The sequence below is a fragment of the Archangium violaceum genome (genome assembly GCF_016887565.1).
Lineage (GTDB): Bacteria > Myxococcota > Myxococcia > Myxococcales > Myxococcaceae > Archangium > Archangium violaceum_B.
The window spans coordinates 3,723,397-3,746,488 of sequence record NZ_CP069396.1; the positions used below are offsets into that span (position 1 = coordinate 3,723,397).

13 protein-coding genes are annotated in these 23,092 nt (G+C 70.2%); 9 read left to right on the forward strand and 4 right to left on the reverse strand.

What is annotated here, in order from left to right; genetic code table 11:
- Positions 1-255 precede the first annotated feature (255 nt).
- The gene (locus JRI60_RS15465; RefSeq protein ID WP_204226632.1) at positions 256-1,437 is read right to left on the reverse strand and encodes a heparin lyase I family protein; all 1,182 of its coding nucleotides are present in this window, start codon (positions 1,435-1,437) and stop codon (positions 256-258) included.
- A gap of 315 nt (positions 1,438-1,752) precedes the next feature.
- Here JRI60_RS15465 and JRI60_RS15470 point away from each other — a divergent pair, with 315 nt between their 5' ends.
- The 4 genes from JRI60_RS15470 (at position 1,753) to JRI60_RS15485 (ending at position 6,983) form a co-directional block, all read left to right on the forward strand.
- Positions 1,753-2,373, forward strand: coding sequence for a hypothetical protein (locus JRI60_RS15470; RefSeq protein WP_204226633.1), 621 nt, complete (start codon positions 1,753-1,755; stop codon positions 2,371-2,373).
- 144 nt (positions 2,374-2,517) lie between these two features.
- The gene (locus tag JRI60_RS15475) at positions 2,518-3,933 is read left to right on the forward strand and encodes a hypothetical protein (RefSeq protein WP_204226634.1); all 1,416 of its coding nucleotides are present in this window, start codon (positions 2,518-2,520) and stop codon (positions 3,931-3,933) included.
- A 65-nt stretch (positions 3,934-3,998) separates the two neighbouring features.
- The gene (locus JRI60_RS15480; protein ID WP_204226635.1) at positions 3,999-5,312 is read left to right on the forward strand and encodes a M18 family aminopeptidase; all 1,314 of its coding nucleotides are present in this window, start codon (positions 3,999-4,001) and stop codon (positions 5,310-5,312) included.
- A 69-nt stretch (positions 5,313-5,381) separates the two neighbouring features.
- Positions 5,382-6,983, forward strand: a complete 1,602-nt coding sequence (locus JRI60_RS15485; RefSeq protein ID WP_204226636.1) for an adenylate/guanylate cyclase domain-containing protein — start codon at positions 5,382-5,384, stop codon at positions 6,981-6,983.
- A gap of 18 nt (positions 6,984-7,001) precedes the next feature.
- On the opposite strand, the gene JRI60_RS15490 is transcribed toward JRI60_RS15485, so the two are convergent.
- From JRI60_RS15490 to JRI60_RS15500, 3 genes are all read right to left on the reverse strand, one after another.
- Positions 7,002-8,933: an ATP-binding response regulator gene (locus JRI60_RS15490; RefSeq protein ID WP_204226637.1), complete on the reverse strand. Its 1,932-nt coding sequence runs from the start codon at positions 8,931-8,933 to the stop codon at positions 7,002-7,004.
- 182 nt (positions 8,934-9,115) lie between these two features.
- On the reverse strand, positions 9,116-10,111 hold the full coding sequence (locus JRI60_RS15495) for a S1C family serine protease (RefSeq protein ID WP_239470537.1): 996 nt from the start codon (positions 10,109-10,111) through the stop codon (positions 9,116-9,118).
- 104 nt (positions 10,112-10,215) lie between these two features.
- Entirely contained in the window at positions 10,216-11,409 is a 1,194-nt protein-coding gene (locus JRI60_RS15500) for a cytochrome P450 (protein WP_204226638.1), read from the reverse strand.
- Positions 11,410-11,596: 187 nt separating this feature from the next.
- Between JRI60_RS15500 and uvrA the strand changes: the two genes are divergently transcribed.
- The 5 genes from uvrA to JRI60_RS15525 all read left to right on the forward strand — a co-directional run bounded on the left by uvrA (position 11,597) and on the right by JRI60_RS15525 (position 23,092).
- Positions 11,597-16,897 carry an excinuclease ABC subunit UvrA gene (gene uvrA / locus JRI60_RS15505; RefSeq protein ID WP_204226639.1) on the forward strand — a complete coding sequence of 1,767 codons (5,301 nt, stop codon included), beginning with the start codon at positions 11,597-11,599 and terminating at the stop codon, positions 16,895-16,897.
- 183 nt (positions 16,898-17,080) lie between these two features.
- Entirely contained in the window at positions 17,081-17,812 is a 732-nt protein-coding gene (locus JRI60_RS15510) for an FHA domain-containing protein (RefSeq protein ID WP_204226640.1), read from the forward strand.
- Positions 17,813-17,835: 23 nt separating this feature from the next.
- Complete coding sequence (locus tag JRI60_RS54505) at positions 17,836-19,836, forward strand: FHA domain-containing protein (protein ID WP_204226641.1); 2,001 nt, start codon at positions 17,836-17,838, stop codon at positions 19,834-19,836.
- On the forward strand, positions 19,833-20,909 hold the full coding sequence (locus tag JRI60_RS15520) for a PP2C family protein-serine/threonine phosphatase (RefSeq protein ID WP_204226642.1): 1,077 nt from the start codon (positions 19,833-19,835) through the stop codon (positions 20,907-20,909). Before JRI60_RS54505 ends, JRI60_RS15520 begins: the two co-directional genes overlap by 4 nt.
- A complete protein-coding gene (locus tag JRI60_RS15525) occupies positions 20,909-23,092 on the forward strand; it encodes a hypothetical protein (RefSeq protein WP_204226643.1) in 2,184 nt (727 codons plus the stop codon). The genes JRI60_RS15520 and JRI60_RS15525 overlap by 1 nt, the downstream gene beginning before the upstream one ends.

The window sequence follows — 23,092 nt, forward strand, 5'->3', positions numbered from 1 at the left end:
GGTCTGAGAGCCTGAAACGAACATGCCGGCCGCCTTGGAGGGGGGTTACCACATCGTGGGTGAGGTAACGCATACTCTCCTCGGAGGTAGGCCCGCAGTAAAGAAGGCAACGGCATATTTCGCTTTGATTGAAAACGTGTCGGACGTGGAAAGCCCGACGTATGTGATTAAGGGTTGCTCTCCAGGGCGGTGTTTGGGGTCCCCAGGACCGTGAGGCTGGGTGTCTGCCTCACGGTCGGTGTGGGATGAGGCTGGCTACAGCACGTCCGACAGGCTGCGGCCCATGACCCAGCCGTCGTGGTAGACGACGCCCACCTGCGAGACGGTGTCACTGCGGTACAGGCCCACCTTCAGGTAGTTGAGCATCCCGGAGAACTGGGTGGCGATGTAGCGCTTGGGCATGACGAGCGTGCCGTTGTGGTACAGCTCGACGAAGCCGACGCTCGGGTCGGGCGACCACCTCACGTGGAAGATGAAGTCCTGCCACTGCCCGCGAACCAGCGGGGTCTTCCACACGATGACGCCGGGGTCGCCGCCAATGTTCAGCCGCACCTCCTCGCCGTACACGTAGAACTCCACCGGCGGCGAGCCGCTGCCGCCCTCGTGGTGCCACTGGGCGAAGAGCTGCCACGTCTTCACGCTCGGGAAGTCCGAGGCGAACATCGTGCTGAATTTGTAGTAGTACTCCGAGCCCACCGCCTCGCGGGTCGTCTTCACCAGCTCGTTGCGGTTGCCACTGGCGTTGATGGGATCATCCCCCTGCCTCACCGTGGCCTTGAGGGCGTAGCTGCCCTGGCGCGAGGGCGAGGACACCACCTGCAGCCGGTCCGCGCTGACCATCTGCGCGCGGGTCCACTGGGAGGTGTCGCCCGTCTCGAAGTCGCCGCGCCACACCACGGTGGAACTGGTGATGGTCGTGCCGCAGGCGCGGACCTCGGCGATGCTCGCCCAGTCATTCAGGGTATTGCCATTGACGTAGATGCGCACGCGGCGCGCGGTGCGCGCGGTGAAGGAGTAGGTCTCCGCGGCCGTCGTCGTGCCGCTGCTCCTGCCGGTGTAGACGGTCGTGTAGCTCATCCCGTCCGTGGACACCATCACGTCGAAGTCATTGGCGCGCTGGTCTCCCTGGTGCCAGGCGATGGCCACGCCCGACACGGAGCGATTGGCGCCCAGGTCGTAGTCGATCCACGACTCCTTGCCCAATTGGCTCCAGCGCGTATCGAGCCGGTCATCGAGCGTGTTGGCCGGAACGTTGCCATCATTGCCGCTGGCGATCACCGACGCGGCGGTGAGCTGCGAGCAGTTCTGCGTGGTCAGTGCCGCGGTTGCCGTCCCCCATGTCTGGGAAATGCCTTCGTTGGCTTCGGTGTCGGGTGTTCCGCAAGCAATGACGCCGAGGATGAGAAATGTTCCGGCCAGGAGAAGGGTTTTCTTCACGTAGGGAGCTCCCGAGAAGAGTTGAAGACAGACAAGGGAAGACCGTTCCGCGGGGGCGCGGGCGGTGCGAAATGACAGACTTTGGAAGGACTGAACTCCTGCTCAACGATGGTGCGCTCGGCCGTTCGACCGGCCCCCTCGAGCATCCATCAAATGTATTTTGTACTCAACACAGGCGCCCGATGCCTGCATGCTGGGCAAGTGGACGGGCGAAGTCCATTCAATCTGTTGCACTGTAATTATTCACATCCACAGGTTCGCGGATGTCCCAGACGAGCCCGAGCCGCGCCAACCAACCCTGGTAGGATTCGGGTCATGCGACTCTTCGTGAAGGGGTGTGTCGTCGCGGGGCTGGGCTGTGTCTGGACGATCGCGTTGTCCGGATGCTCGCTCGCGCGGAAGAACGACCCCCAGCGCCCGCTCGTCGACAAGATACGGCCCGCTCCGGTGGGCTCGTTCGGTCCGGGTGCGACGGAGCGTGTCCCACCCCCCGAGTCCGAGGCGTGCACGCTGGGCACCGCGCGCCAGTGTTACGCGCACGCCCTGGCCTTCGCGTCCGGTCAGGGGGGCCAGAAGGACTTCATCCAGGCCGTGGCGCTGCTTTCCAAGGCTTGCGATGGGCGGGTCGAGGAGGCCTGCAGGACCCTGTCCCTGCGGATGAAGCGTCCCGAGCGGCTCTCTCCCAGCCCCAAGCGCTCCGAGGGAGGCCGCTCGGGCACGGGGCCCACCGACGCGGATGACTTCGCCCGGCTCCGCTGCCGGCTGGTGGAGCCCGGCGTCCTGCGCGGCTGCGAGGTGGTGTTCCCCTTGATGGCCGGGAGCCGGCGGGCGCGCGTCCTGGAGTCCGTCTCCTCCTACCGCTATGCGCTTCCCACCTTCGATGGGGCCGCCTTCGAGTCGGACTACACCCTCACGGTCGACCTCGATTCCTTGTGAGCACCATTCCCCGCGACCGCGCCGTGGCCCCGCCGGTTGCTGGAGGAGCCTGGTCAGGGTGGGGGCGGGTAGGCAGGGCCCGCGAAAAAACCGGCGATTCCAGGCAGTATGTGCGCGCGTCGGAATCGTCTGGGAGGACTTCGAATGAGGCGGATGGCCTTCGGGTGTCTGTTGTTGCTCGCGGCGTTGTCGGGGTGCACGTCACGGTTCGTGGACTTCGCCCCGGACGAGGAGGCCGTCTACGCGCAGCCCGTCGAGGAGGTCTGGCCCCAGGTGCGTGAGTACTTCGCGTCCAACGGCTTCGCCCTCCGGGAGACCGGGGGCGTGGCCTCGCTGGAGACGGAGTGGCGCGAGGAGTTCGTCGGCTCGCGGATCGCCGGCTACTGGCACCGCTACCTGGTCGTCGCCACCCCCGAGGGCCCCGGCCATTGCAAGGTGGTCATCACCCGGCAGACCCGCAGCGCCAACACGGCGCTGAAGGCCGCGGGCAGTGAGCTCCTCTGGGGAGTGGATGGCCGCACCGAGGACAACCCCGTGGGCTTCGGAAGCGACGTGGCCTTCAAGGAGTCCTTGCGGCAGGCGGGCGGTGATGCCGCCGTCCAGGGCGAGTCCCAGCAGACCGCTCGCGACCTGGTGATGGAGTGGAAGGTGTTCCGGAAGCTCGCCCCGGTGCTCGCCCAGAAGGCCCGGAAGTCCAGCGACACGCCCGAGGTGAAGGTGACGCGGGATGCCGACATCGAGTGCGGCGTGCCCATCCTGGGGCTGGGCAAGGTGGTGCGTCCCGGCAACGTGGTGCTGATGGGCGAGCTGCATGGCACGCAGCAGGTGCCGCACTTCCTCTCCCAGAGCGCGTGCCAGGCGCTCCTCCAGGGCGTCCCCGTGACGGTGGGTCTGGAGGTGCCGGTGGAGAACCAGGAGCGGCTCCGGACCTTCCTGCACGGCGCGGGCAGGCCGGAGGACTGGGCGAAGCTCATGGAGAGCCCCTTCTGGCGCAGCCCGTACCCGGATGGCCGCAACAGCGAGGCCGTGGTCTGGCTCATCGAGTCCCTGCGCAAGCTGCGCGGCCAGGGGCTGGACGTGGAGCTCTTCGCCTTCGATCACCCGACGCTCGAGGGCGAGGCGCGCGAGGAGGCCATGGCGAAGACGGTGCTGGAGGTGGCCGGGAACGCCTCCAAGCGGGCGGTGCTGGTGCTGAGCGGCAACCTCCACCCCCGGCAGGTGAAGGGACTGCCGTGGAGTCCGGACTACCGCCCCATGGGCCTGCGCGTGGCGGAGCAGCTGCCCAGGGTGTTCTCGTTGGACATCGCCTACAAGAGCGGCACGGCGTGGATCTGCGCCGTGGACGCGCAGCAGAAGCTGGACTGTGGCGTGAAGCAGGCCAAGGGACGGGACAACGGGGAGCGCTACTTCGTGCACCTGTTCGACGGCCGCAATGGGCAGGGCTACCACGGCATCTTCTACGTGGGCGCGGTGTCCGCCTCGCTGCCGGCGGTGTACCACGGGGTGGAGCCCGCGGGGGACGCCCAGGCCTCCACGCCTCCGTCCCAGCCCGCCAGGTAGACACTCCCCGGCGGGGGCCCGCGTTTCCTGTGGCGGGCTCCGGCGGCGGCGCTAGCCTGGAGGCGATGATTCCCTCCGATACCGACGCCGCCGCCAACGATCTGCTGGCCTATATCGACGCCTCGCCCACGCCCTACCACGCGGTGCGCGAGACGATCCGCCGCCTCACCGCCCAGGGCTACCGCGCCCTGGACGAGCGCGAGTCCTGGGACCTGAAGCCCGGTGACAAGGTGTACGTCACCCGCGGGGACACCAGCATCGCCGCCTTCCACCTCGGCACCACCCCGGTGGACCGCGCCGGCTTCCGTCTGGTGGGCGCCCATACCGACTCGCCCAACCTGCGCCTCAAGCCCAACGCGCAGGTGCAGCGCTCCGGCTTCCAGCAGCTCGGGGTCGAGGTGTACGGCGGCGTCCTCTTCAGCACCTGGCTGGACAGGGACCTGTCTCTCGCCGGCCGCCTGGTGACGGCGAAGGACGGCCGCCTCGCGCACCACCTGGTGGACTTCCGCCGCCCGCTGCTGCGCATCCCCAACCTCGCCATCCACCTCAACCGCTCCGTCAACACCGACGGCCTCAAGCTCAACGCCCAGGATCACCTGGTGCCGGTGCTCGCCCTGGAGCGCTCGGGCTCGTTGGACCTCAAGACGATGCTCGTCGAGGAGCTGGCCCGTGGCGGCACCCGGGTGGAGCCGGGCGACATCCTCGGGTTCGATCTGTGCCTCTACGACACGCAGCCCTCCATCCGCTCCGGCGCCTTCGGTGAGTTCCTCCACGCGCCGCGCCTGGACAACCTGGCCAGCAGCCACTCCAGCCTGTCCGCGCTACTGGCGAAGTCGGGTCCGAGCGAGGCCACGTGCGGCGTCGTGCTGTACGACCACGAGGAGTGTGGCAGCACCAGTGCCCAGGGCGCCGCGTCCCCCTTCCTGAAGGACCTGCTGGAGCGCATCACCCTGGCGCACTCGGACGGGCGACGGGACTCGTTCCACCGGGCCATCCGCCACTCGTTCCTGGTGTCGGCGGACATGGCGCATGCGTTGCATCCCAACTACTCCTCCATGCACGAGCCCAAGCACCAGCCGCTGCTGGGGGCGGGTCCGGTCATCAAGTCCAACGTCAACCAGTCCTACGCCACCGATGGCGAGAGCTGGGCCTGGTTCGCCCTCTGCTGCCGCGAGGCGGGGGTGACGCCGCAGAACTTCGTCACTCGCACGGACCTGGGGTGTGGCAGCACCATTGGCCCCATCACCGCGGGTGAACTGGGCATCCGCACCGTGGACGTGGGCAATCCCATGCTGTCCATGCACTCCATCCGCGAGATGGCCGCGGCGGCGGACGTGGCGGCGATGATCTCCGTACTCCGGAGCTTCTTCTCTCGCTGAGGGCCGGGGGCGGGGGGGCCCAACGAGGTTGTTACGAGGAGCGGCTGTCCGGATGCTAACGTTCCGGACATGCAGCTCATCATGAACCCGGGCCAGCTGGATGAGCAGGTCTTCGAGCTTTCCGACGACGCCGTCACGATCGGGCGTACGAAGGAGAGCTCCATCTGCGTGCTTCACAAGAGCCTGTCGCGGCGGCACGCGTTGCTGCAGCGCGAGGGTGAGCGTCTCTTCCTGATCGACCTGGACAGCAAGAACGGGACGTTCGTCAACGACCTGCGCATCCAACGCTGCGAGCTGTTCGGGGGAGAGATCTTCCAGTGTGGCGAGGTGCGCTTCAAGCTGGTGCCCCTCTCCCGCGAGATCGCCCTGGATCTGCTGCCGACGCAGGTGCAGGCGCTCCAGACCCGATTCTCTCCCGCCTCGATGGTCGACCTGCTCGAGGCGATGCCCGAGCCCGGGAGCACCACCGCCCTGAAGGTGAAGCACGGGCGAGCGGAGGACCGGGCCAGGGACAAGCTCCAGGTGCTGCTCAAGGTGAGCCAGCTCCTCTCCTCGCCCGACTCCATCGACGCGCTGATGGAGCGCGTGCTGCAACTCGTCTTCCAGATCATGCAGGTGGACCGGGCGACCGTGCTCCTGGTGGACCCCGCCAGCGGGCAGTTGCGTCCCCGGGTGGCGAAATCCCTGACGGGCGAGCTCCCCACGGGCCAGTTCTACAGCCAGCACATCGTCGACTACGTGCGCACGCACAGCGTGGCGGCGCTCTTCTCCGACGCCCGCGTGGACCCGCGCCTGGGCAATGCCGACTCGGTCTTCCAGCAGTCCATCCGCTCGTCCATGTGCGCTCCGCTCAAACCCCGGGACGAGCTGCTGGGCGTGCTGTACGTGGACAACCTCACGCGGCCCCATGGCTTCTCCGAGGAGGACCTGGAGTTCCTCACCGCCTTCGCCAACCAGGCCGCTATCGCGCTCGACAACTCGCTGCTGCGCCAGCGCATCGAGGAGGAGGCCGTGCTGCGCAACACCTATCTGCGCTTCTTCCCCCCGGCCACCCTCAAGAAGCTACAGCTCACGCGCAGCGCGCCCCTGGAGGTCATCGAGACGGAAGTGACGATCCTCTTCGCGGACATCTGCCAGTTCACCGCCCTGTCCTCCACGCTCGAGCCCCGGCAGGTGGTGGACCTGCTCAACGAGTACTTCCCGGTGATGGCGGAGATCGTCTTCCGGCACGAGGGGACGTTGGAGAAGTACATCGGCGACGCGCTGATGGCGGTGTGGGGCGCGCCGTTCGCGCACTCCGACGATGTCGACCGGGCCGTGCGCGCGGCGGTGGAGATGCAGCAGGCGCTGGCCGGGTTGAACGCGCGCTGGCGGGCCCAGGGCCGGGCGGAGATCCAGATCCACGTGGGCCTCAACACGGGCCGGGTGGCGGCCGGCAACATCGGCTCCGAGCAGTACGTGCAGTACGCCACCATCGGTGACGCCACCAACGTTGCGAGCCGGGTGTGCTCCGTCGCCGGACCGGGGGAGATCTGCCTCACGCACACCACCCTCGAGGGCTGGCCCGAGCGGTCCTTTTCCGTCTCGCCCCTGCCTCCAGCCCTGGTCAAGGGGAAGAAGGAGGCGCTGAGGATCTACCGCGTGGAGTGGTGCGGAGAGCCCACGCAGTGAGCTCCGAGCGGGCCCCGCTCAACCCACGGCGGTGAGCACCTCGCGCGTCACCGCCAGCAGGGCGCGCGCGTTGAAGGGCTTCTCCACCCGGCGGTTGGGGACCCGCTCGAGGAAGTCCTTCGCCTGCGGGGTGAATGCGCCACCGGTGAGGAAGATGACGCGGCCGGTGAGGTCCGGACGCAGCCGGTGCAGCGCCGCGTGGAAGTCCATTCCATTCATCCGCGGCATCATCAGATCGCACAGGATGAGGTCGAAGCGCTCTCCCGACTCCAGTCGCGGGAGCACCTCGGCCGCCAGCGTGCTGAGCACCACGTCGTGGTGGGGCCTCAGGATGCGCTCCACCGCCGAGCACAGCAGGGGCTCGTCGTCGATGACCAGCACTCGGCACCGGGGCCCTTCCGTGATGGGCGTGGGGACGGTCACCGGCGCGGGTGACTCCAGCGGCGTGGTGGCCACCGGGAGCAGCACCTGGAAGGTGCTGCCCCGTCCCAGGTCGCTGTGGACGTGGAGCTCCCCGCCCAGGCTGGTGATGAGGTTGTGGCAGATGGACAGTCCCAGTCCGGTGCCCACCCCTGGCGGCTTGGTGGTGAAGAAGGGATCGAAGATGCGCCCCAGCAGCTCGGGCGCGATGCCCATGCCGGTGTCCGAGACCTCCACCGCCACCCTCCCGGGCGTGGCCAGGCGCGTGGTGACGCGGATTTCATGGTGCTCCGCGTTGCCGTCGGAGGGGATGGCCTGGGCGGCGTTCACCAGCAGGTTGAGCAGCACCTGGCCCAGGCGCGAGTCGTTGCCGAGCACCGGGGGCACGTCCCCGTACTCCTTCACCAGCCTCGCCCGGTGGCGGATCTCCCCGGACGCCAGGCTGAGCGTGGAGTCCAGCACTTTCTTCACGTCCACCGCCCGGAGCGGCTCCTGCGTCTCCCGGGAGAACGTCTTCAAGTCCCCGACGATGGTCCGCACCCGGTCCGCGCCCTGCATCGCCTCGCCGAGCGCGGCGGCCACCGACTTCAGCGGGGCCGGGGAGGGAAGCTCTTCCGCCAGTGCCACGGGCCAGCGCTCCAGCACCCGGGCCAGCTCCTCGTGCGCGTAGCCGAGGTTGGCCGTGACGTAGGCCAGCGGGTTGTTGATTTCATGCGCCACGCCCGCCGCCAGCGTGCCCACCGAGGCCATCCGGTCCGCCAGCAGCAGCCGCGCCTGCATCTGCTTGCGCTCGGTGACGTCCGGGAACATGGTCACGACGTGCGGCGTGCCCGCGTACTCCGCGATGCCCGTGAAGACGAGCACGTGGCGGCTCTCTCCACTCTTCGTCCGCACGCGCGACTCCACCCCGCGCAGCACGCCCTGCTCCCGGAAGAGCGCGGAGAGCCGCTCACTCTCGAGCGGGGTCTCGAACAGGTTCAGCTCCTTCTCGCTGCGCCAGAGCATCTCCTCGCGCGAGTAGCCGAACAGCCGCGCGCAGGCGTCGTTCACCTCGACGAAGGCGGCGCCCTCGCGCGTGGTGATGCAGGTGGGCACCGGGCTCTCCCGCAGCAACACCGCGCACAGTCCGTCCAGCTCGAAGTCCTCCGGCAGTGGCTCCGGGCGCTCGGCGTAACGGCGCTCGGCGAGCCGCAGCCGGAGCGTGGCCGTGGCCTCGTCCAGGGGCAGCAGCAGGAAGTCGTCCGCCCCGGCGTCGAGCAGTGGCTGCAACTGGCTCGACTGCTCGGGCCTCGCCAGCAGGAGGATGGAGGACCGCATGCCGCGCGGGCAGGCCCGGAGCGCTCGCACGAGGACGATGCGATCTCCCGCGCCATCCACCTCGAGCAGCACCACCGGGAAGGGCGTCTGCCGGAAGGCCATGATGGCCGACTCGTCATCGGAGACCCGCGTCGGGCTCCATCCCCACTGTCGGAGCTGCGTCTCCACGGGTGAGGGTTCGTGATTGCCAGACGGCACGAACAGGGCTCGCATGTGCTCCTCTCCGGGAGGGGGACACCGTGTCCGCCCGAGGCGCACCGCGTGCCTCGTGCACCGGTTGTCTTACTACGAGCCGACGGCTGTCCCGACGGGACGGACTCCGCTCCCGAGGAGGAGGGTCTCCGAGCTGCCTGGGATGTCCTGGATTGGACGGATTTCGCGGATGTAGGAGTACCTCATTGGAGGTACGACTTGGGAGCCGCCATGCGCGCGAAGGCGGCCTGGGCCTGGAGCCAGCGGTCGATGACATGGAGGAGGCCGTCGAAGGTGTCGCGCAGGGCCCAGGCGCACGCGTCCATGTCGTCGTCGTGCTGCGAGCAGCGTTGGAACCCGGCGCGTAGGGCGGCCAGTGCGCCGGGACAGTCCGAACGCTCCTGGAGGATGCGCTCGGCCGTGCGCGCATAGAGGCGGTAGCAGCTCTCGGGGTCTCCGCGGTTGTAGGCGGGAGCGCCGAGCTGGATGGCCTGCATGATGGAGAGGGCGATCTCCTCGATGGCGTCGGTGGGGCTGCCCTCCAGCAGGGAGAGCGGGTGCGTGGGCACCTGACGCGGGCGGGGGGCCGGAGCCTTCGCCAGGGCGAGCGCGGAGAGTGGCTGGGCCTCGGGCCGGGCGATCAGCGGCAGCAGGTAGCGCGAGGGGATGACGATGGTGACGGGCCGCCCGTCCGCGAAGGCGCAGGTGGCCACGCCCACCAGCGCGCCCGAGGCATCCAGCACCGGACCACCCGAGGCATCCTCGGGGAGCGCGGCCTCCAGCTCCAGGAAGGTGAGGGACTCGTCGAGCACCTGCACGGCATGGACCCGCGTCTCCAGCAGCCCCAGCATGCCCCCGCCGGTCGGCAGGAGGATGAAGAGCGCGTCTCCCTCGCCGGGGTGCGACTCGGGAGCGAGCCGCAGCGGCTCCACCTCGTGCGAGGGCAGCCGTAGCACGGCCAGGTCCCGCTTCTCGTCCAGGGCGATGACCTCCTGCACCTGCAGGAACTGCTCGTCGGCGAGCACGACGTGGACCTCGTCGGCACCCGCCACGACGTGCAGGTTGGTGACGAGGTAACCCTCGGGAGACACCACGAAGCCGACCCCCTGGCGGCCCGGCATTTCCAGGATGGCGAGAGCGGGTGCTGCCCGGGCGGCGACTGCCCGAGCGGTGGTGGGATCGGTGTCGACGGTCATCATGGCGGGTCTCCTGCTTCCCTACAGCATGGACACGCCCGTGCGACCGGGCAGGTACGGGACCGGGAGCGGCCCGATGGAGGCAGAGCGGGCGGCCGGACTCCGCCTCAGGCCGAGTGCGCCACCAGGGGGAGCCGGATGGGGCCCCGGATGATCAGCGAGGCGTTCCACTTCACCTCTCCGTCCCCGGGCGTCAGCCGGACGAAGCGGGCGAGCAGCTCCTCCAGGGCCACGCGGGTCTCGATCCGCGACAGGTGGGCACCCAGGCAGAAGTGGGCTCCGTAGCCGAAGGGAAGATTCTGCGGGTTGGGGCGATCCAGGTCGAAGCGGTCGGGGTCGGGGAAGTGCGACTCGTCGCGGTTGCCCGAGGCGATCATGAGCAACAGCCGCGCGCCCTTGGGGATGCGCGCGCCGCCGAGCTCCACATCCTGGGTGGTCAGCCGCACGATGCCATGGGCCGGGCAGTGGAGGCGCAGCGCCTCCTCGACGAAGCGGGGGATGAGCGAGGTGTCCGCGCGCAGCCGGGCCAGCAGCTCCGGCTCCTCCTGCAACCGCATGAGGCCGAGGCTCAGCAGGTGCACGGTCGTCTCCAGCCCGGCGACGAGGAGCAGGAACATGAAGCCCATCAGCTCCGTCTCCGTCAGCGACTCGCCATCCACCTGCGCCCGCAGCAGATCGCTCAGCAGGTCCTCGCGAGGCTCCTTGCGGCGGGCCTCCAGCACCTGGGCGAAGTACTGCCGGGCCTCGTTCACCGTGGCGCGCATCTGCTCGTGCTTCGCGGTGTCGTTGGGGCCGATGCTGGTGAAATGGGTGATCACCTCCACCCACTGCCTGAAGCGCGGATGCAGGGAGGCGGGCAGGCCCGCCATCTCACCGAGGACGGCGAGGGGGATCCGGAAGGAGAAGGCCTCCACGAAGTCCACCGTCTGGCCCGGGGTCAGCGCGGCGACGGCCTCCTTCGCGAGCGCGCGGATGCGCGGCTCCATCCGGCTCAGCATGGAGTGGCCGAAGGCGCGGCTGACGAGTGCCCGCAGCCGGGTGTGCTCTGGAGGATCCATGACGAGCATGGAGTCGGCGAGCGGGTAGTCGGGTATCCACGCCGGGCGGTAGGTCTGCCGGATGCCCTCCGAGGAGAAGACCTGGGGGTTCTTCATCACCGTGATCAGATCGTCGTAGCGCGAGACGGCCCAGAGTCCCCCCGGGTCCACCTGGCTCACGGGGGCGTTGCGGCGCAGCTCGGCGTAGAAGGGGTAGGGATTGGCTCGCACCTCGGGTGCGAGCAGGTTCAGCCGGCTGCTCATCGGTCCGCCTCGTGGAGGGAGAAGAGACGGGGTCATGCTAGCGCGGCGTCGGGCCCGGGAGGGCTGATTCTGGTGGGCCCGGAAGGAGGCCTGACAGGATGGAAAAGGGCAGGTGGCCGGGCTGCCCCGCACCACGTGATGGATTCCGTTGGCGGGCCCGACTTCCGCCGTTAAATCACCGGCTCCCATGCACAAGACGCACCTCGTTGGAGCCCGGACCCACAACCTTCAATCCCTGTCGGTGGATCTCTCCGAGGGAGAGCTGGTGTGCCTCACCGGCGTGTCCGGCTCCGGCAAGTCCAGCCTCGCGCTGGACACCCTGTATGCGGAGGGCCAGCGCCGCTTCGTCGAGAGCTTCAGCCCGTACGCCCGGCAGTTCCTCGAGCGGCTGGAGCGGCCCCCGATGGACAACCTGGAGCCCGTGGCGGCGGGCGTGGCGGTGGACCGGCGCGCTCCGGTGAAGAGCTCGCGCTCCACCGTGGCCACCCTGGCCGACGTGGAGGCGTATCTGTCCGCGCTCTTCACCCGTGAGGCCATGCCTGTGTGCCCGACGTGTGAGGTCGAGGCGGTGCGAACGGACGCGGGCGTGGCGGCGCGGGCCACCCTGGCCGCCGAGCCCGATGTGCTCGCCGTGGTGGCCTTTCCCCTGCGGATCGCGGACACCGCCGAGTTCCTCGACGTGCGCGCGCGGTTGTTGAAGGAGGGCTTCCACCGGCTGGTGGTGCGCGGCGAGGTGCGGGAGTTGGAGTCACTGCGGCCCTCGGAGGCCACCGACTCCGCCGGCGTGGCGCACGTGGTGGTGGACCGGCTGAAGCTGGCCGAGGCGCAGCTGGGCCGGGTGACGGCAGCGCTGGAGTCGGCGTGGTCGATGGGCAATGGCGAGGCGGTGGCCTTCACGCCCGCGGGTGTCCGGCGCATCCGCCGGGGCCTGGTGTGCCCCAAGTGCTCGCGCGAGTTCGAGCAGGCCCGGCCCGGTCTCTTCAGCTACCAGTCGCCCACCGGCGCCTGCCCCACGTGCCGGGGCTTCGGCCGCACCATTGGCATCGACTGGGACAAGGTGGTGCCCAACCCGACGCTGAGCCTGGAGAAGGGGGCCATCCGCCCCTGGTCGGGCAAGACGTCCGAGTGGGAGCGGAAGATGCTGTTCCGCTACGCGCGCGAGCAAGGGATTCCCCTGGACGTGCCCTGGGCGCGGCTCACCCCGGCGCAGCGGGAGCGGGTGCTGGAAGGGGAGGGTGATTACGACGGTGGCCGCGTCTACCCGGGCGTGCGCGCGTGGTTCCGTTGGATGGAGAGCCGCACGTACAAGATGCACGTGCGCGTGCTGCTCTCGCGCTACCGCGCCTACTCGCTGTGCGAGAGCTGCCAGGGCGCGCGTCTCAACGAGTCCGCGAGGGCCTGGCGCGTGGGCGGGCTGGACCTGGCCGCGTGGCACGGGCTGGAGCTGTCCGAGGCCCGGGAGCGCCTGGACGCCCTGCGGACCCATACGGGCCAGGGCGAGCTGGTGCGCCGCGAGCTGGCCGGCCGCCTGGGTTACCTGGAGCGGGTGGGCCTGGGCTACCTCACGCTGGACCGGCCCGCGCGCACGCTGTCCGGCGGCGAGGCGCAGCGCGTGTCCCTCACCGCGGCGCTGGGGACGTCGCTGACCGGGGCGCTCTTCGTCCTCGACGAGCCCACCGTGGGCCTGCACCCGGCCGACGTGGGCCCCCTCACCGGTGCCATGGCCGAGCTGGCCACCCGGGGCAATATCGCCCTCGTCATCGAGCATGACCCGCTCGTCATCCGCTCCGCCCATCGCGTGCTGGAGCTGGGGCCCGGGGCCGGCAAGCACGGTGGGAAGCTGTGCTTCGACGGGACGCCGCAGGTGCTGGCGAAGCGCGCGGATCTGCCCACGGGCCGGCTGCTGGCGGGCACCGAGGAGGTGAAGCGCACGCCACGCGAGCGCATCGGCGAAATCGTGGTGCGCAACGCCCGGGCGCACAACCTCCAGGGCGTCTCCGTGCGCGTACCGCTGGGCGTGCTGTGCGCCATCACCGGGCCGAGCGGCTCGGGGAAGAGCACCCTGATGGACGAGGTGCTGTACCGCCACCTCGGACGCGCCCTGGGTGAGAAGGACGTGGAGGTGCCCGGCGAGGCCGACGGTGTGGACGGCCTGGAGGCCGTGGAGCGCGTCACCTTCGTGGACCAGTCTCCGCTGGGGCGCACCTCGCGCGGCAACGCGGCCACGTACACCAAGGCGTGGGATCGGATCCGCGATCGCTTCTCCTCCGAGCCCGAGGCCGAGGTGCGGGGCCTCACCTCGGCGCACTTCTCCTTCAACGTGGACAAGGGGCGCTGCGAGGCCTGCTCGGGCGAGGGCTACGAGACGGTGGAGATGCAGTTCCTCGCGGACGTCTCCCTGCTGTGCCCGGTGTGCCGGGGCCGCCGCTTCAAGGAGGAGGTGCTGGCCGTCCGGCACCACGGCCTCTCCGTGGCGGACGTGCTCGAGCTGACCGTGGACGAGGTGCTGGAGCGCTTCGCCGGTGACAAGGCGCTGGTGCGCGCGCTGGGACCCGTGTCCCGGCTGGGCCTGGGGTACCTGCCCCTCGGCCAGCCCCTGTCCACCCTGTCCGGTGGCGAGGCCCAGCGCCTCAAGCTGGCGCGGGCCCTGGCCAGCGAGGCGAAGGGCTCGCTCTTCCTCATCGACGAGCCGAGCGCCGGTCTGCACGACGCGGACGTGCGTCAGGTGCTCGCCGCGCTGCACGAGCTGGTGGACCGTGGCGCGAGCGTCATCGTGGTGGACCATGACCTCGTCGTCATGCGGGGCGCGGATTGGATCATCGACCTGGGTCCCGGTGGTGGCCGCAATGGCGGGCGCCTGGTGGCCGAGGGCACTCCGGAGCAGCTCGCCAGGGGGCAGGGCCTCACCGCGGCGGCGCTGCGCGGGGAGCTGGGCACGGCGGTGGTGCCCGGGAAGCGCGGCAAGGGCGCCCCGGAGGTGCCTCCCGCCATCGAGGTGGAGCACGCGCGCGAGCACAACCTGCAGGAGGTGTCCTGCCGGATTCCGCTGGGGAAGATGACGGTGGTGACGGGGCCGAGCGGCTCGGGCAAGAGCTCGCTCGTCTTCGACGTGGTGTTCGCCGAGGGCCAGCGGCGCTTCCTGGAGACGCTGACGCCGTACGCGCGCCAGTTCCTCCCCACCATGCCGCGCCCGGACGTGGAGCGCATCAGCAGCATCCCGCCGTCGGTGGCGCTGGAGCAGCGCACCTCGCGCGCGGGCGCCACCAGCACCGTGGCCACCGTCACCGAGGTGGCCCACTATCTGCGCCTCCTCTTCGCCAAGCTGGGCCAGCCGCACTGTCCCCGGGATGGTGAGCCCATCGCCGCCACCACGCCCGAGGCCCTCTACGCGCAGCTCACCGGGATGAAAGGGGATGGCACCGTGCTCGCCCCCGCGGTGCGTGCGCGCAAGGGTACGTACCTGGACGTCTTCACCGCCGCCGCGCGCGCGGGCATCGAGACGGCCATCGCGGATGGGAAGGTGGTGTCCACGGACCAGCCGCCCCAGCTCGTGAAGTCGCGCGAGCACGACATCGACCTCGTGATGTACCAGGGCAAGCTGGCGAAGCTGCCGCGCGAGGTTTTCGACAAGGCCCTCACCTGGGGCAAGGGCGCGTTGAAGGTGCGCACCGGTGGCAACAAGGAGACGCTCCTGTCCAGCGAGCGCACCTGTCCCGTCTGCGGCTTCTCCGTGCCGGAGATGGACCCGCGCTGGTTCTCCTTCAACACGAAGCAGGGCCGGTGTGTCGACTGCGAGGGCACGGGCGTGGAGGGGGGCGCGGAGGCCCTGGCGGAGGGACGCACGGAGTCGTGCCGCACCTGCGAGGGCTCGCGCCTGGAGCCGGTGCCTCGCGCCGTGAAGCTGGAGGGCTCGCGCTACCACGAGGTGGTGCAGCAGTCCGTCACCGCCACGCTGGAGCAGGTGCGCGGGTGGAAGTTCCGTGGGGACCGGGCGCTGCTGGGGGAGCCTTCCCGCCAGGAGCTGCTGCGGCGCATGGAGTTCCTGGACCGCGTGGGACTGGGCTACCTGTCGTTGGATCGGAACGCGGCCACGCTCTCGGGTGGCGAGATGCAGCGGCTGCGGCTGTCCGCGCAGCTCGGCGCGGGCCTCACCGGCGCGATGTACGTGCTGGACGAGCCCACCATCGGTCTGCACCCGCGCGACACGCACCGGCTGCTGTCCAACCTGCGCGCGCTGGTGGACACCGGCTCCACCGTGCTGGTGGTGGAGCACGACACGGACACCATCCGCGCGGCGGATCATCTCATCGAGCTGGGACCCACCGGCGGCCGTGGCGGCGGACGCATCCTCGCCGAGGGCTCGCCCGAGAAGGTGCTGCAGACCGAGGATGCTCCCACGGCCCGTGCGCTCCGAGAGCCCGCGGTGCTGGCGGGGTCGCCCCGGGGGGCGCCGGAGAAGTGGATTGAGTTGAAGGGGGCTCGGGCCAACAACCTGAAGGGCGCGGATCTGCGCATTCCCGTGGGCCGGCTCACGGTGGTGTCGGGCGTGTCGGGCTCGGGGAAGAGCACCCTGGTGCGCCAGGTGCTGTACCCGGCCCTGCGCGAGAAGCTCGGGCTGGTGACGACGCGTCCGGGGCCCTTCAAGTCCCTCACGGGCATGGAGGCCATCCGCCGCGTGCTGGCCGTGGATCAGTCGCCCATCGGGCGCACGCCGCGCTCGGTGCCAGCCACCTTCCTGGGCCTCTGGGACGAGCTGCGCCGGGCGTTCGCCGCCACTCCCGAGGCCAAGGTGCGGGGCTTCACTCCCGCGCGGTTCTCGTTCAACACCGCGGCCGGAGGCCGGTGCACGGCGTGCGAAGGGCAGGGGGCCATCTCGCACGAGATGTCCTTCCTCCCGGATGTCGTCACCCCGTGCGAGGCCTGTGGTGGGGCGCGCTTCGACGCGGCCACGCTGGAGGTTCGCTATCACGGGCTGACCATCGGCGACGCGCTGCGCCTGTCGGCGGACGAGGCCAAGGACGTCTTCCACGCGCTGCCCAAGGTGGCCGCGCCCCTGTCGTGCCTGTCGGATCTGGGCGTGGGTTATCTGCAGCTCGGCCAGGGGTCCAACACGCTGTCGGGCGGCGAGGCCCAGCGGCTGAAGCTGGCCGCGGAGCTCACGGCCTCCATGCGTCACGAGCCCACGCTGTACGTGCTCGACGAGCCCACCACGGGTCTGCACCTGGGGGACGTGTCGAAGTTGATCGCCTTCCTGCGTCGGCTGGTGGACCGGGGAGACACGCTGGTGGTCATCGAGCACCACCCGAGCGTCATCGCCTCGGCGGATCACGTGGTGGAACTGGGGCCCGAGGGAGGCGAGGCGGGCGGGAGCATCGTGGCGGAAGGGACGCCGCAGGAGGTGGCGCGGGTGAAGACGGCCACGGGCCGGGTGCTCAAGTCCGTTTTCGCCGCGGAGGAGCCAGCCCGGAAGGTGGCTCGGGGGCGGTGAGCGGGCCGGTCTCCGTGCGCGTTGTCTCCGCTCCTGCCGGGGTCCAGGGTGCCCGCGCATGAAACCGGGATCCCGGGACGGAGCAGGGGGCCGCAATCGTTTTCGGCCTCGTTCGTAGGGGCCTGGGGGCCCGTCTGGCTGGAGTTTCCTCCAGAGCGTGCCCTAGAGTCGGATACGCCCCTCATGCGCTGTCCTTCCTGCCAGAACGAGAATGATGCCGGTGCCGCCTACTGCGACATGTGCGGCTTCGACCTGACGCCTTCCAAGCAGGCTCCGGCCGCCGAGAGCGCTCCCGCGCCCCTGCCGCCCCAGCCGGCCAACCCGCATCAGAAACGGCGCACCGTCTTCGAGCCGGATCCGGCGGCTCCTCCGCCCCCGCCCGCCCACCGGGGCGCGGACTTCTTCGCCAATCCTCCTCCTCCCCGGCCCACCTTCGATCCGCGCGACCCCTTCGCCGCCGCGTCCATCCCGCCTTCCCGGCCGGCTGCTCCTCCGCCGGCCGCTCCTCCGCCGCCCGCCGCTCCACCTCCGCGCCCCAAGGCCCGGACCCTCGTGGAGACCGCCAACGAGGGCTCCGCCGCGGGGCTCATCCGTGGCGCTCTCTTCGAGTACCGCGGCCCCACGGATCCAGGACGCGTCCACCCTCTGCGCGCCGGGCGCAACGTGCTCGGGCGCAACCCCGACTGTGACGTGGTCGTCGACGACGGGCGCGTGAGCGGTCAGCACGCCTTCCTGTTCATCCGCGCCGAGGACGCCTCGTTCATCGACGTCTCCAGCAACGGCTCCGTCGTCAATGGCTCCGTCGTCCATGGCGAGCAGGTGGTCCTGCAGAACCACGCGGTGATCACCCTCGGCGGGACGACGCTCGTGCTCGTCATCGTCCCCGAGCAGCTGCTGGCCCGCCGCTCTCCGTGACCCGGTCCAGACGGGGGATGCCCATGCATCGCACAGTCGTCGTGACCGCGGGCCTGCTCACCGCGCTCCTGCTGGGGGCGCCCGCGCTCGCCGCGGACAATGGACTCACCGTGCTCGCGGCTCCGCCCGCGGCCAATGGGAAGACCCGGCTCCAGGTCGAGGTCAGGGACCTCGCCCTCCAGAAGGAGCTCCGGTCCGCTGGCGCCTCGCCGGACCGCTTCCGCATCGCCGCGGAGCAGGCCGGCGCGCAGGTGACGGCGGTGCGCCGCATGGCTGACTCCGCGGAGGGTCGCTACACGGTCCTCGCCTTCGACCAGTCCAGGTCCTTCTCCACGTACTGGCCGCGTGCCTTCGAGCTCGCCAAGGCCTACGTGGACGCGCTCGGGGCCCGGCCCCGGAACCACACCGTGGCGGTCATGACCTTCGGGCAGGGCAAGACCACGCATTGCGAGGAGACCACCGCCGCCAGACTCGAGGCCTGCCTGGCGAAGGTGCGGCAACTCGGCACCCATCAGCTCGTCACCCGGCTCAAGTTCTACATCCAGGATGCCGTGCGCGAGGCCGCGCGCGAGCAGCCGCTCCGCCGAGGTGGCTCGCGCGAGGTCATCGTCTTCACGGATGCCGGTGAGGAGTCGGCCGCGCTCAAGGTGAAGGACCTCGCGAGCGAGGCGCGCGAAAAGGGCGTGCGCATCCACGTGGTCGTCTTCAGTGGCAGGAGCAGCGGCAAGGGCATCGCCCAGCGGCTGGACGAGATGTCCCAGCTCGCCGAGGGCTCCGGCGGCCGCTACATCCAGGATGGGGACGTCGATGCCCGGCAGGAGCTCCCGGGGCTCGTGAGCGCGTTGGAGCACATCTACTGGCTGGACGTGGCCTTCTGTGGCGTGAAGCCCGGACAGCGCTCGGATCGGCTCTCCATCGAGGCGCTCTCGGGCCGAGCCCCCATCGCGTGGAGCGACGCCGTCTCCTTCCGGCAGAGCGCCGAGGGCGGTGCGACGGCCGCCTGCCCCAGTACGGTCGCCACGGGTTCCTCTCCGGTGCACTCGGGTACGGCGTCCACGCCCGGCGCCCGGGGGACGACCCTGCCTTCCGGCACCGGAACGGGGACCCCCGGCTCCACCTCGCGACCTGGCTCCACGGCGGGTAACCCTGGTGCCTCGACACCGCCGGGGACCGCGAGCGGCACTCCCGGATCGGCGACGCAACCCGGGGGCATGACGGGGACTCCCGGTTCCGCGACGCAGCCGGGTGGCGTGGTGGGAACGCCCGGAGGCACACCACAGCCTGCTCCGGCGGCGGGTACTCCCGGAGCGACGCAGCCGGGTGGTTCGGGGACACCCGTGGTCGAGCTGGCTCCACGAGAGTTTCCCTGGTGGCTAATCGCGCTGCTCATCGCGCTGGGGCTGCTCCTGCTGCTCGCGATCATCGCGATGCTCACCCGGCGCCGCTCGGAGCCCGCCCCCGCTCCCCAGGTGTCTCCGCCCGTGGCCGCGCCGCCTCCCTCGCCTCCCCCGCAGCCCGAGCCTCCTCCGGCTGCTCCGGCCGTGTGGAAGGATCCCTTCGCCACCCTGCCGGAGACCCGGCTGGTGGTGACCCGGGGACCCCCCGGGCTCGAGCCCTTCTACCGGGTGCACAAGTCCACGTTCACCATCGGCGCCCGCTCGGGTGAGATGGACCTCGTCATCGAGCTGCCGCAGCTCAGTGGCCATCACGCGACGGTGCAGCTCTTCAAGGCGGGCAATGTCTTCATCAAGGACGAGAACTCCACCAACGGCACCTTCGTGGACGGGCGCCGCCTCGAGCCGGGCGAGCGCGTCCAGGTGAAACCCGGTCAACGCATCCTCCTGTCCCAGCACCTGGAGCTCACCCTGGAACAGCCCGGACTCCAGCCGGCCACGGAACCTCCCCCGGCCGGTGCGCCCCTCGTCGCGGCGCCTCCATCGGCGCCCGCCGATTCTCCTCCCGCTGAAACCCCTCGGCCGAAGTCCCGGACCATCTACGCACCCGCGAGAGGAGATGACGAATGAGCCTCCCGCTCTACATCCACGGAAGTTCCGACGTCGGCCGCCAGCGTGCGCAGAACGAGGACTCCTTCCGCGTGGCCGCCCATCCGGATGGCTCCCGGCTGCTCCTCGTCTGTGACGGCATGGGAGGCCACGAGGCCGGTGAGGTGGCCAGCCAGGTGGCCAGCGACCGCATCGTCGAGGTGATCGCCGCCAGCTCGCCCGACAATCCGCCCCGCGCCCTCTATCAGGCGTTCGTCGAGGCCAACCAAGCCGTGCTCGACGCCGTGAGCACCCGGGGCGCGGAGGGCATGGGGACCACGGGCGTCGCCGCCTGGGTGATGGGCTCGCGCTGCTATGTGGGGTGGGTGGGTGACAGCCGCCTCTACCAGTTCCGGGCCGGCGTGCCGCTCGAGCGCACGAGAGATCACACGCGGGTCGCCCAGCTGGTCAGCCAGGGCATCCTCACGGCCGAGGAGGCCCGGCACCATCCCGAGGCGCACGTGCTCGTGATGGCGCTGGGAGGAAGCCCGGGCGTCCAGAAGATCTTCAAGCCCGAGGTGTGGACGGACCCGCTGGAGCTGCGGTCCGGTGATGTGGTGCTGCTGTGCAGCGACGGGCTGTACGACCTCATCGAGGACCACGAGCTGTATCCGCTCATCGAGGGCCGCGACTACCAGGAGGCGGTGGATCGGCTCATCCAGACCGCCAACGAGCGCGGGGGGACCGACAACATCTCGGTCATCCTGCTCGTGGTGGGCCAGCCCGAGGTGCCTCGCGTGGCCCGTGGCTCCCAGGCGCCCCGGCGGGAGACGCTCCCGGATGGCATGCCGATGCTCGCGCCCGTGTCCCCGGAGCCGTCGGAGCCCGAGGTTCGCGCCACGCGGATTCCCGAACCCCGGACGGTGGAACCCGTTGCTCCGGTGGTGCCGGTGACCCCGAGTATGCCGGAGCAGACGGGGCGCACGGGGCGCCGGGTTCCCCTGTGGTGGTTGCTCGCCACGGGCCTCGTGGCCCTGGGGTTGGGCATCGGCCTGGGGCTGAGGGCCTCCAGCAAGACGACGCCCGCGGACTCCGGACAGGCCGAGGGCAAGTGATGCACCGTGCGCTCCCGGCGCTGCTCGTCGTGGTCTCGCTGCTGCCGCGGGCCGCTCCCGCCCGGGGCGCGGAGACCTACTGCGTCGGCGGGTACGATGGGACTCCGCCGAACGTGGTGGCCGCGTGCGATCTGCCCGCGGTCCGGGCGCTGCACCCAAGGTGGCACGCTCACACCTACGTGTTCGACGGCAAGGAGTGCTCCCTCTGCTACGACGAGGAGGACAACACCTGTCAGACGGTGTTCCTCGCCAGGAACCCGAGCTATCGGCGGGCCTACGAGTACGACTGCACCCGCCTGGGCGAGAGCCACCGGTCCGGTGAGCTGCTCGCCCATGTCATCGATGGCAAGCCCGTCTCGCCGCTTCCTCCTCCGCCTCCGATGCAGCTCGAGGCGCGGGTGGAGCGCATCAGCCCTGGCCCGTATACAGCCGGGGACAGGCTCTCCGTGGTGGGGGCCGTTCGCGACGACACGGGCCTGTTGCGCCGGCTCTCGGGAGGACTCTTCCGCATCGTGGATGCCAGCGGGAAGAGCACCGAGCACCGGGGGACCGTGCAGCCGGATGGCACGGTGGTGGCCGATTTCATCCTTCCGCCCACCGCCTCCGCTCGCATCGAGTTCGTTCCCGACAAGCCTCCGCTCGCCCAGGGCGAGACGCTCCGCGCGGCGGCTTCCGAAGCCCAGGAGCTGAAGGTGGAGGTCTGCGGCTTCCGGGCGCGGGTCGTGCAGCCCTCCGTGCACGAGTCCCTCGTGGCCGGGCAGTCCACCTTGCTGAGCGCCAGGCTCTTCGATGCGGCGGGACAGGTACCGGTGACAGCGCCTCCCGCGGGGCTCTCACTGGAGTTCACCGTGCAGGTCCAGGAAGAGAAGCCGGTGACGCTCTCCGCCGATACCTCGCTCTCGGCCACGTGGATTCCCCCCGCCTCACCCAAGCCGCGCGAGGTGCGTATCCGCGCGGGCGGGCGCGCGGGCGAGCACGTGGTGTGTCCCACGGAAGAGGTCATCGCCAAGGTGAGCGATCTCGGGCTCGGATTCGACACCTCGGCTCTGCCGCGCACCTGCTACGTCGGGCTTCCGTGCCAGGGCACGGTACGGCTCGTCCGTCCGGAGCCCGGGCCTGGTCGCCAGCAGGTGGACGCGCTCCTGACGGATCCCCAGGTGGTGGTTCGCGTGGTGGACACGGGCGAGGAGCGCTATCGCGGGCCTCCCCGAGCGGATGACCGGTACGCGTTCAACGTCACCTACGCCGAATACGGGGCCGCGAGCTGGTCGATCGTCTTCCAGACGCCGCGAGGGCCCATCACCATGCCCTCTCACGAAATCCAGGTTCGTCCCCAGCTGAAGCTGGAGCTACCGGCGCAGCTGGACTTCGGAACCGTCACGGCGGGCACCTCCGTGGAGCGGGCCTGCCAGAAGCTGGACTTCAGCCAATCCCAGGCCGTCGAGGAGCAAGGTTTCCTCATTCGCGCCGAGGGGCTCGAAGGGTGTCAGGCCCGTCCGGTGCTGATGGCTCCGAACGCGGCGGGAGGGACGGACTGGCTCGAGCTGGTGACCGCGTCCGATGAGAGCGCGCTGAAGATTCGCGCGCTGGATCCGAAGGCTCGCTGGGTCGACATCTGCCTCGAGGTGCCCCGGTGCGCCGGAGAGGTGTCACCGGACCCGGCCGTGCTGCGCGTGGTTCCGCTCACCTCCGAGTTCAAGGTCCAGGAGAAGACGGTACGTCTGCGCTGGAAGGTCGAGGGCCGTGGCTTCCTCGGCTGTCACGGCGCGTGGGTGTGGTCCTCCCTGGGACTGCTCGGCTTCGGGGTCCTGCTCGCGGGTTTCACGCAGCCCGCGCGCTTCCCGTCCGGTGCGTCCATTCGCGTGGCCGGGAGCGAGCGCGGCATCCGTCAATCCGCCTCCATCCTCCTGCGGGACTGTCCTGGCAGCAGCCCGGGTTTCTACCGTGACGCCCGGCTGGGACTGCACGGCGATGGCGAGGTCAAAGGCCGCACCCGGAACGCGGTCATCCTCCTGCGCGCCACCCGCGGTGCTGGCGTAGTGCTGACGGGCACGGGTCCCCTGGAGCAGCAGGACCGTCGCACCCTCAAGTGGGAGCCGGTGGCCGACCTCGCCCAGGGGCACGTTCCTTCTCCCTCGGTGCTGTATCGGGCCGGGGGCACGTACTTCAAGGTGGAGCTCTAA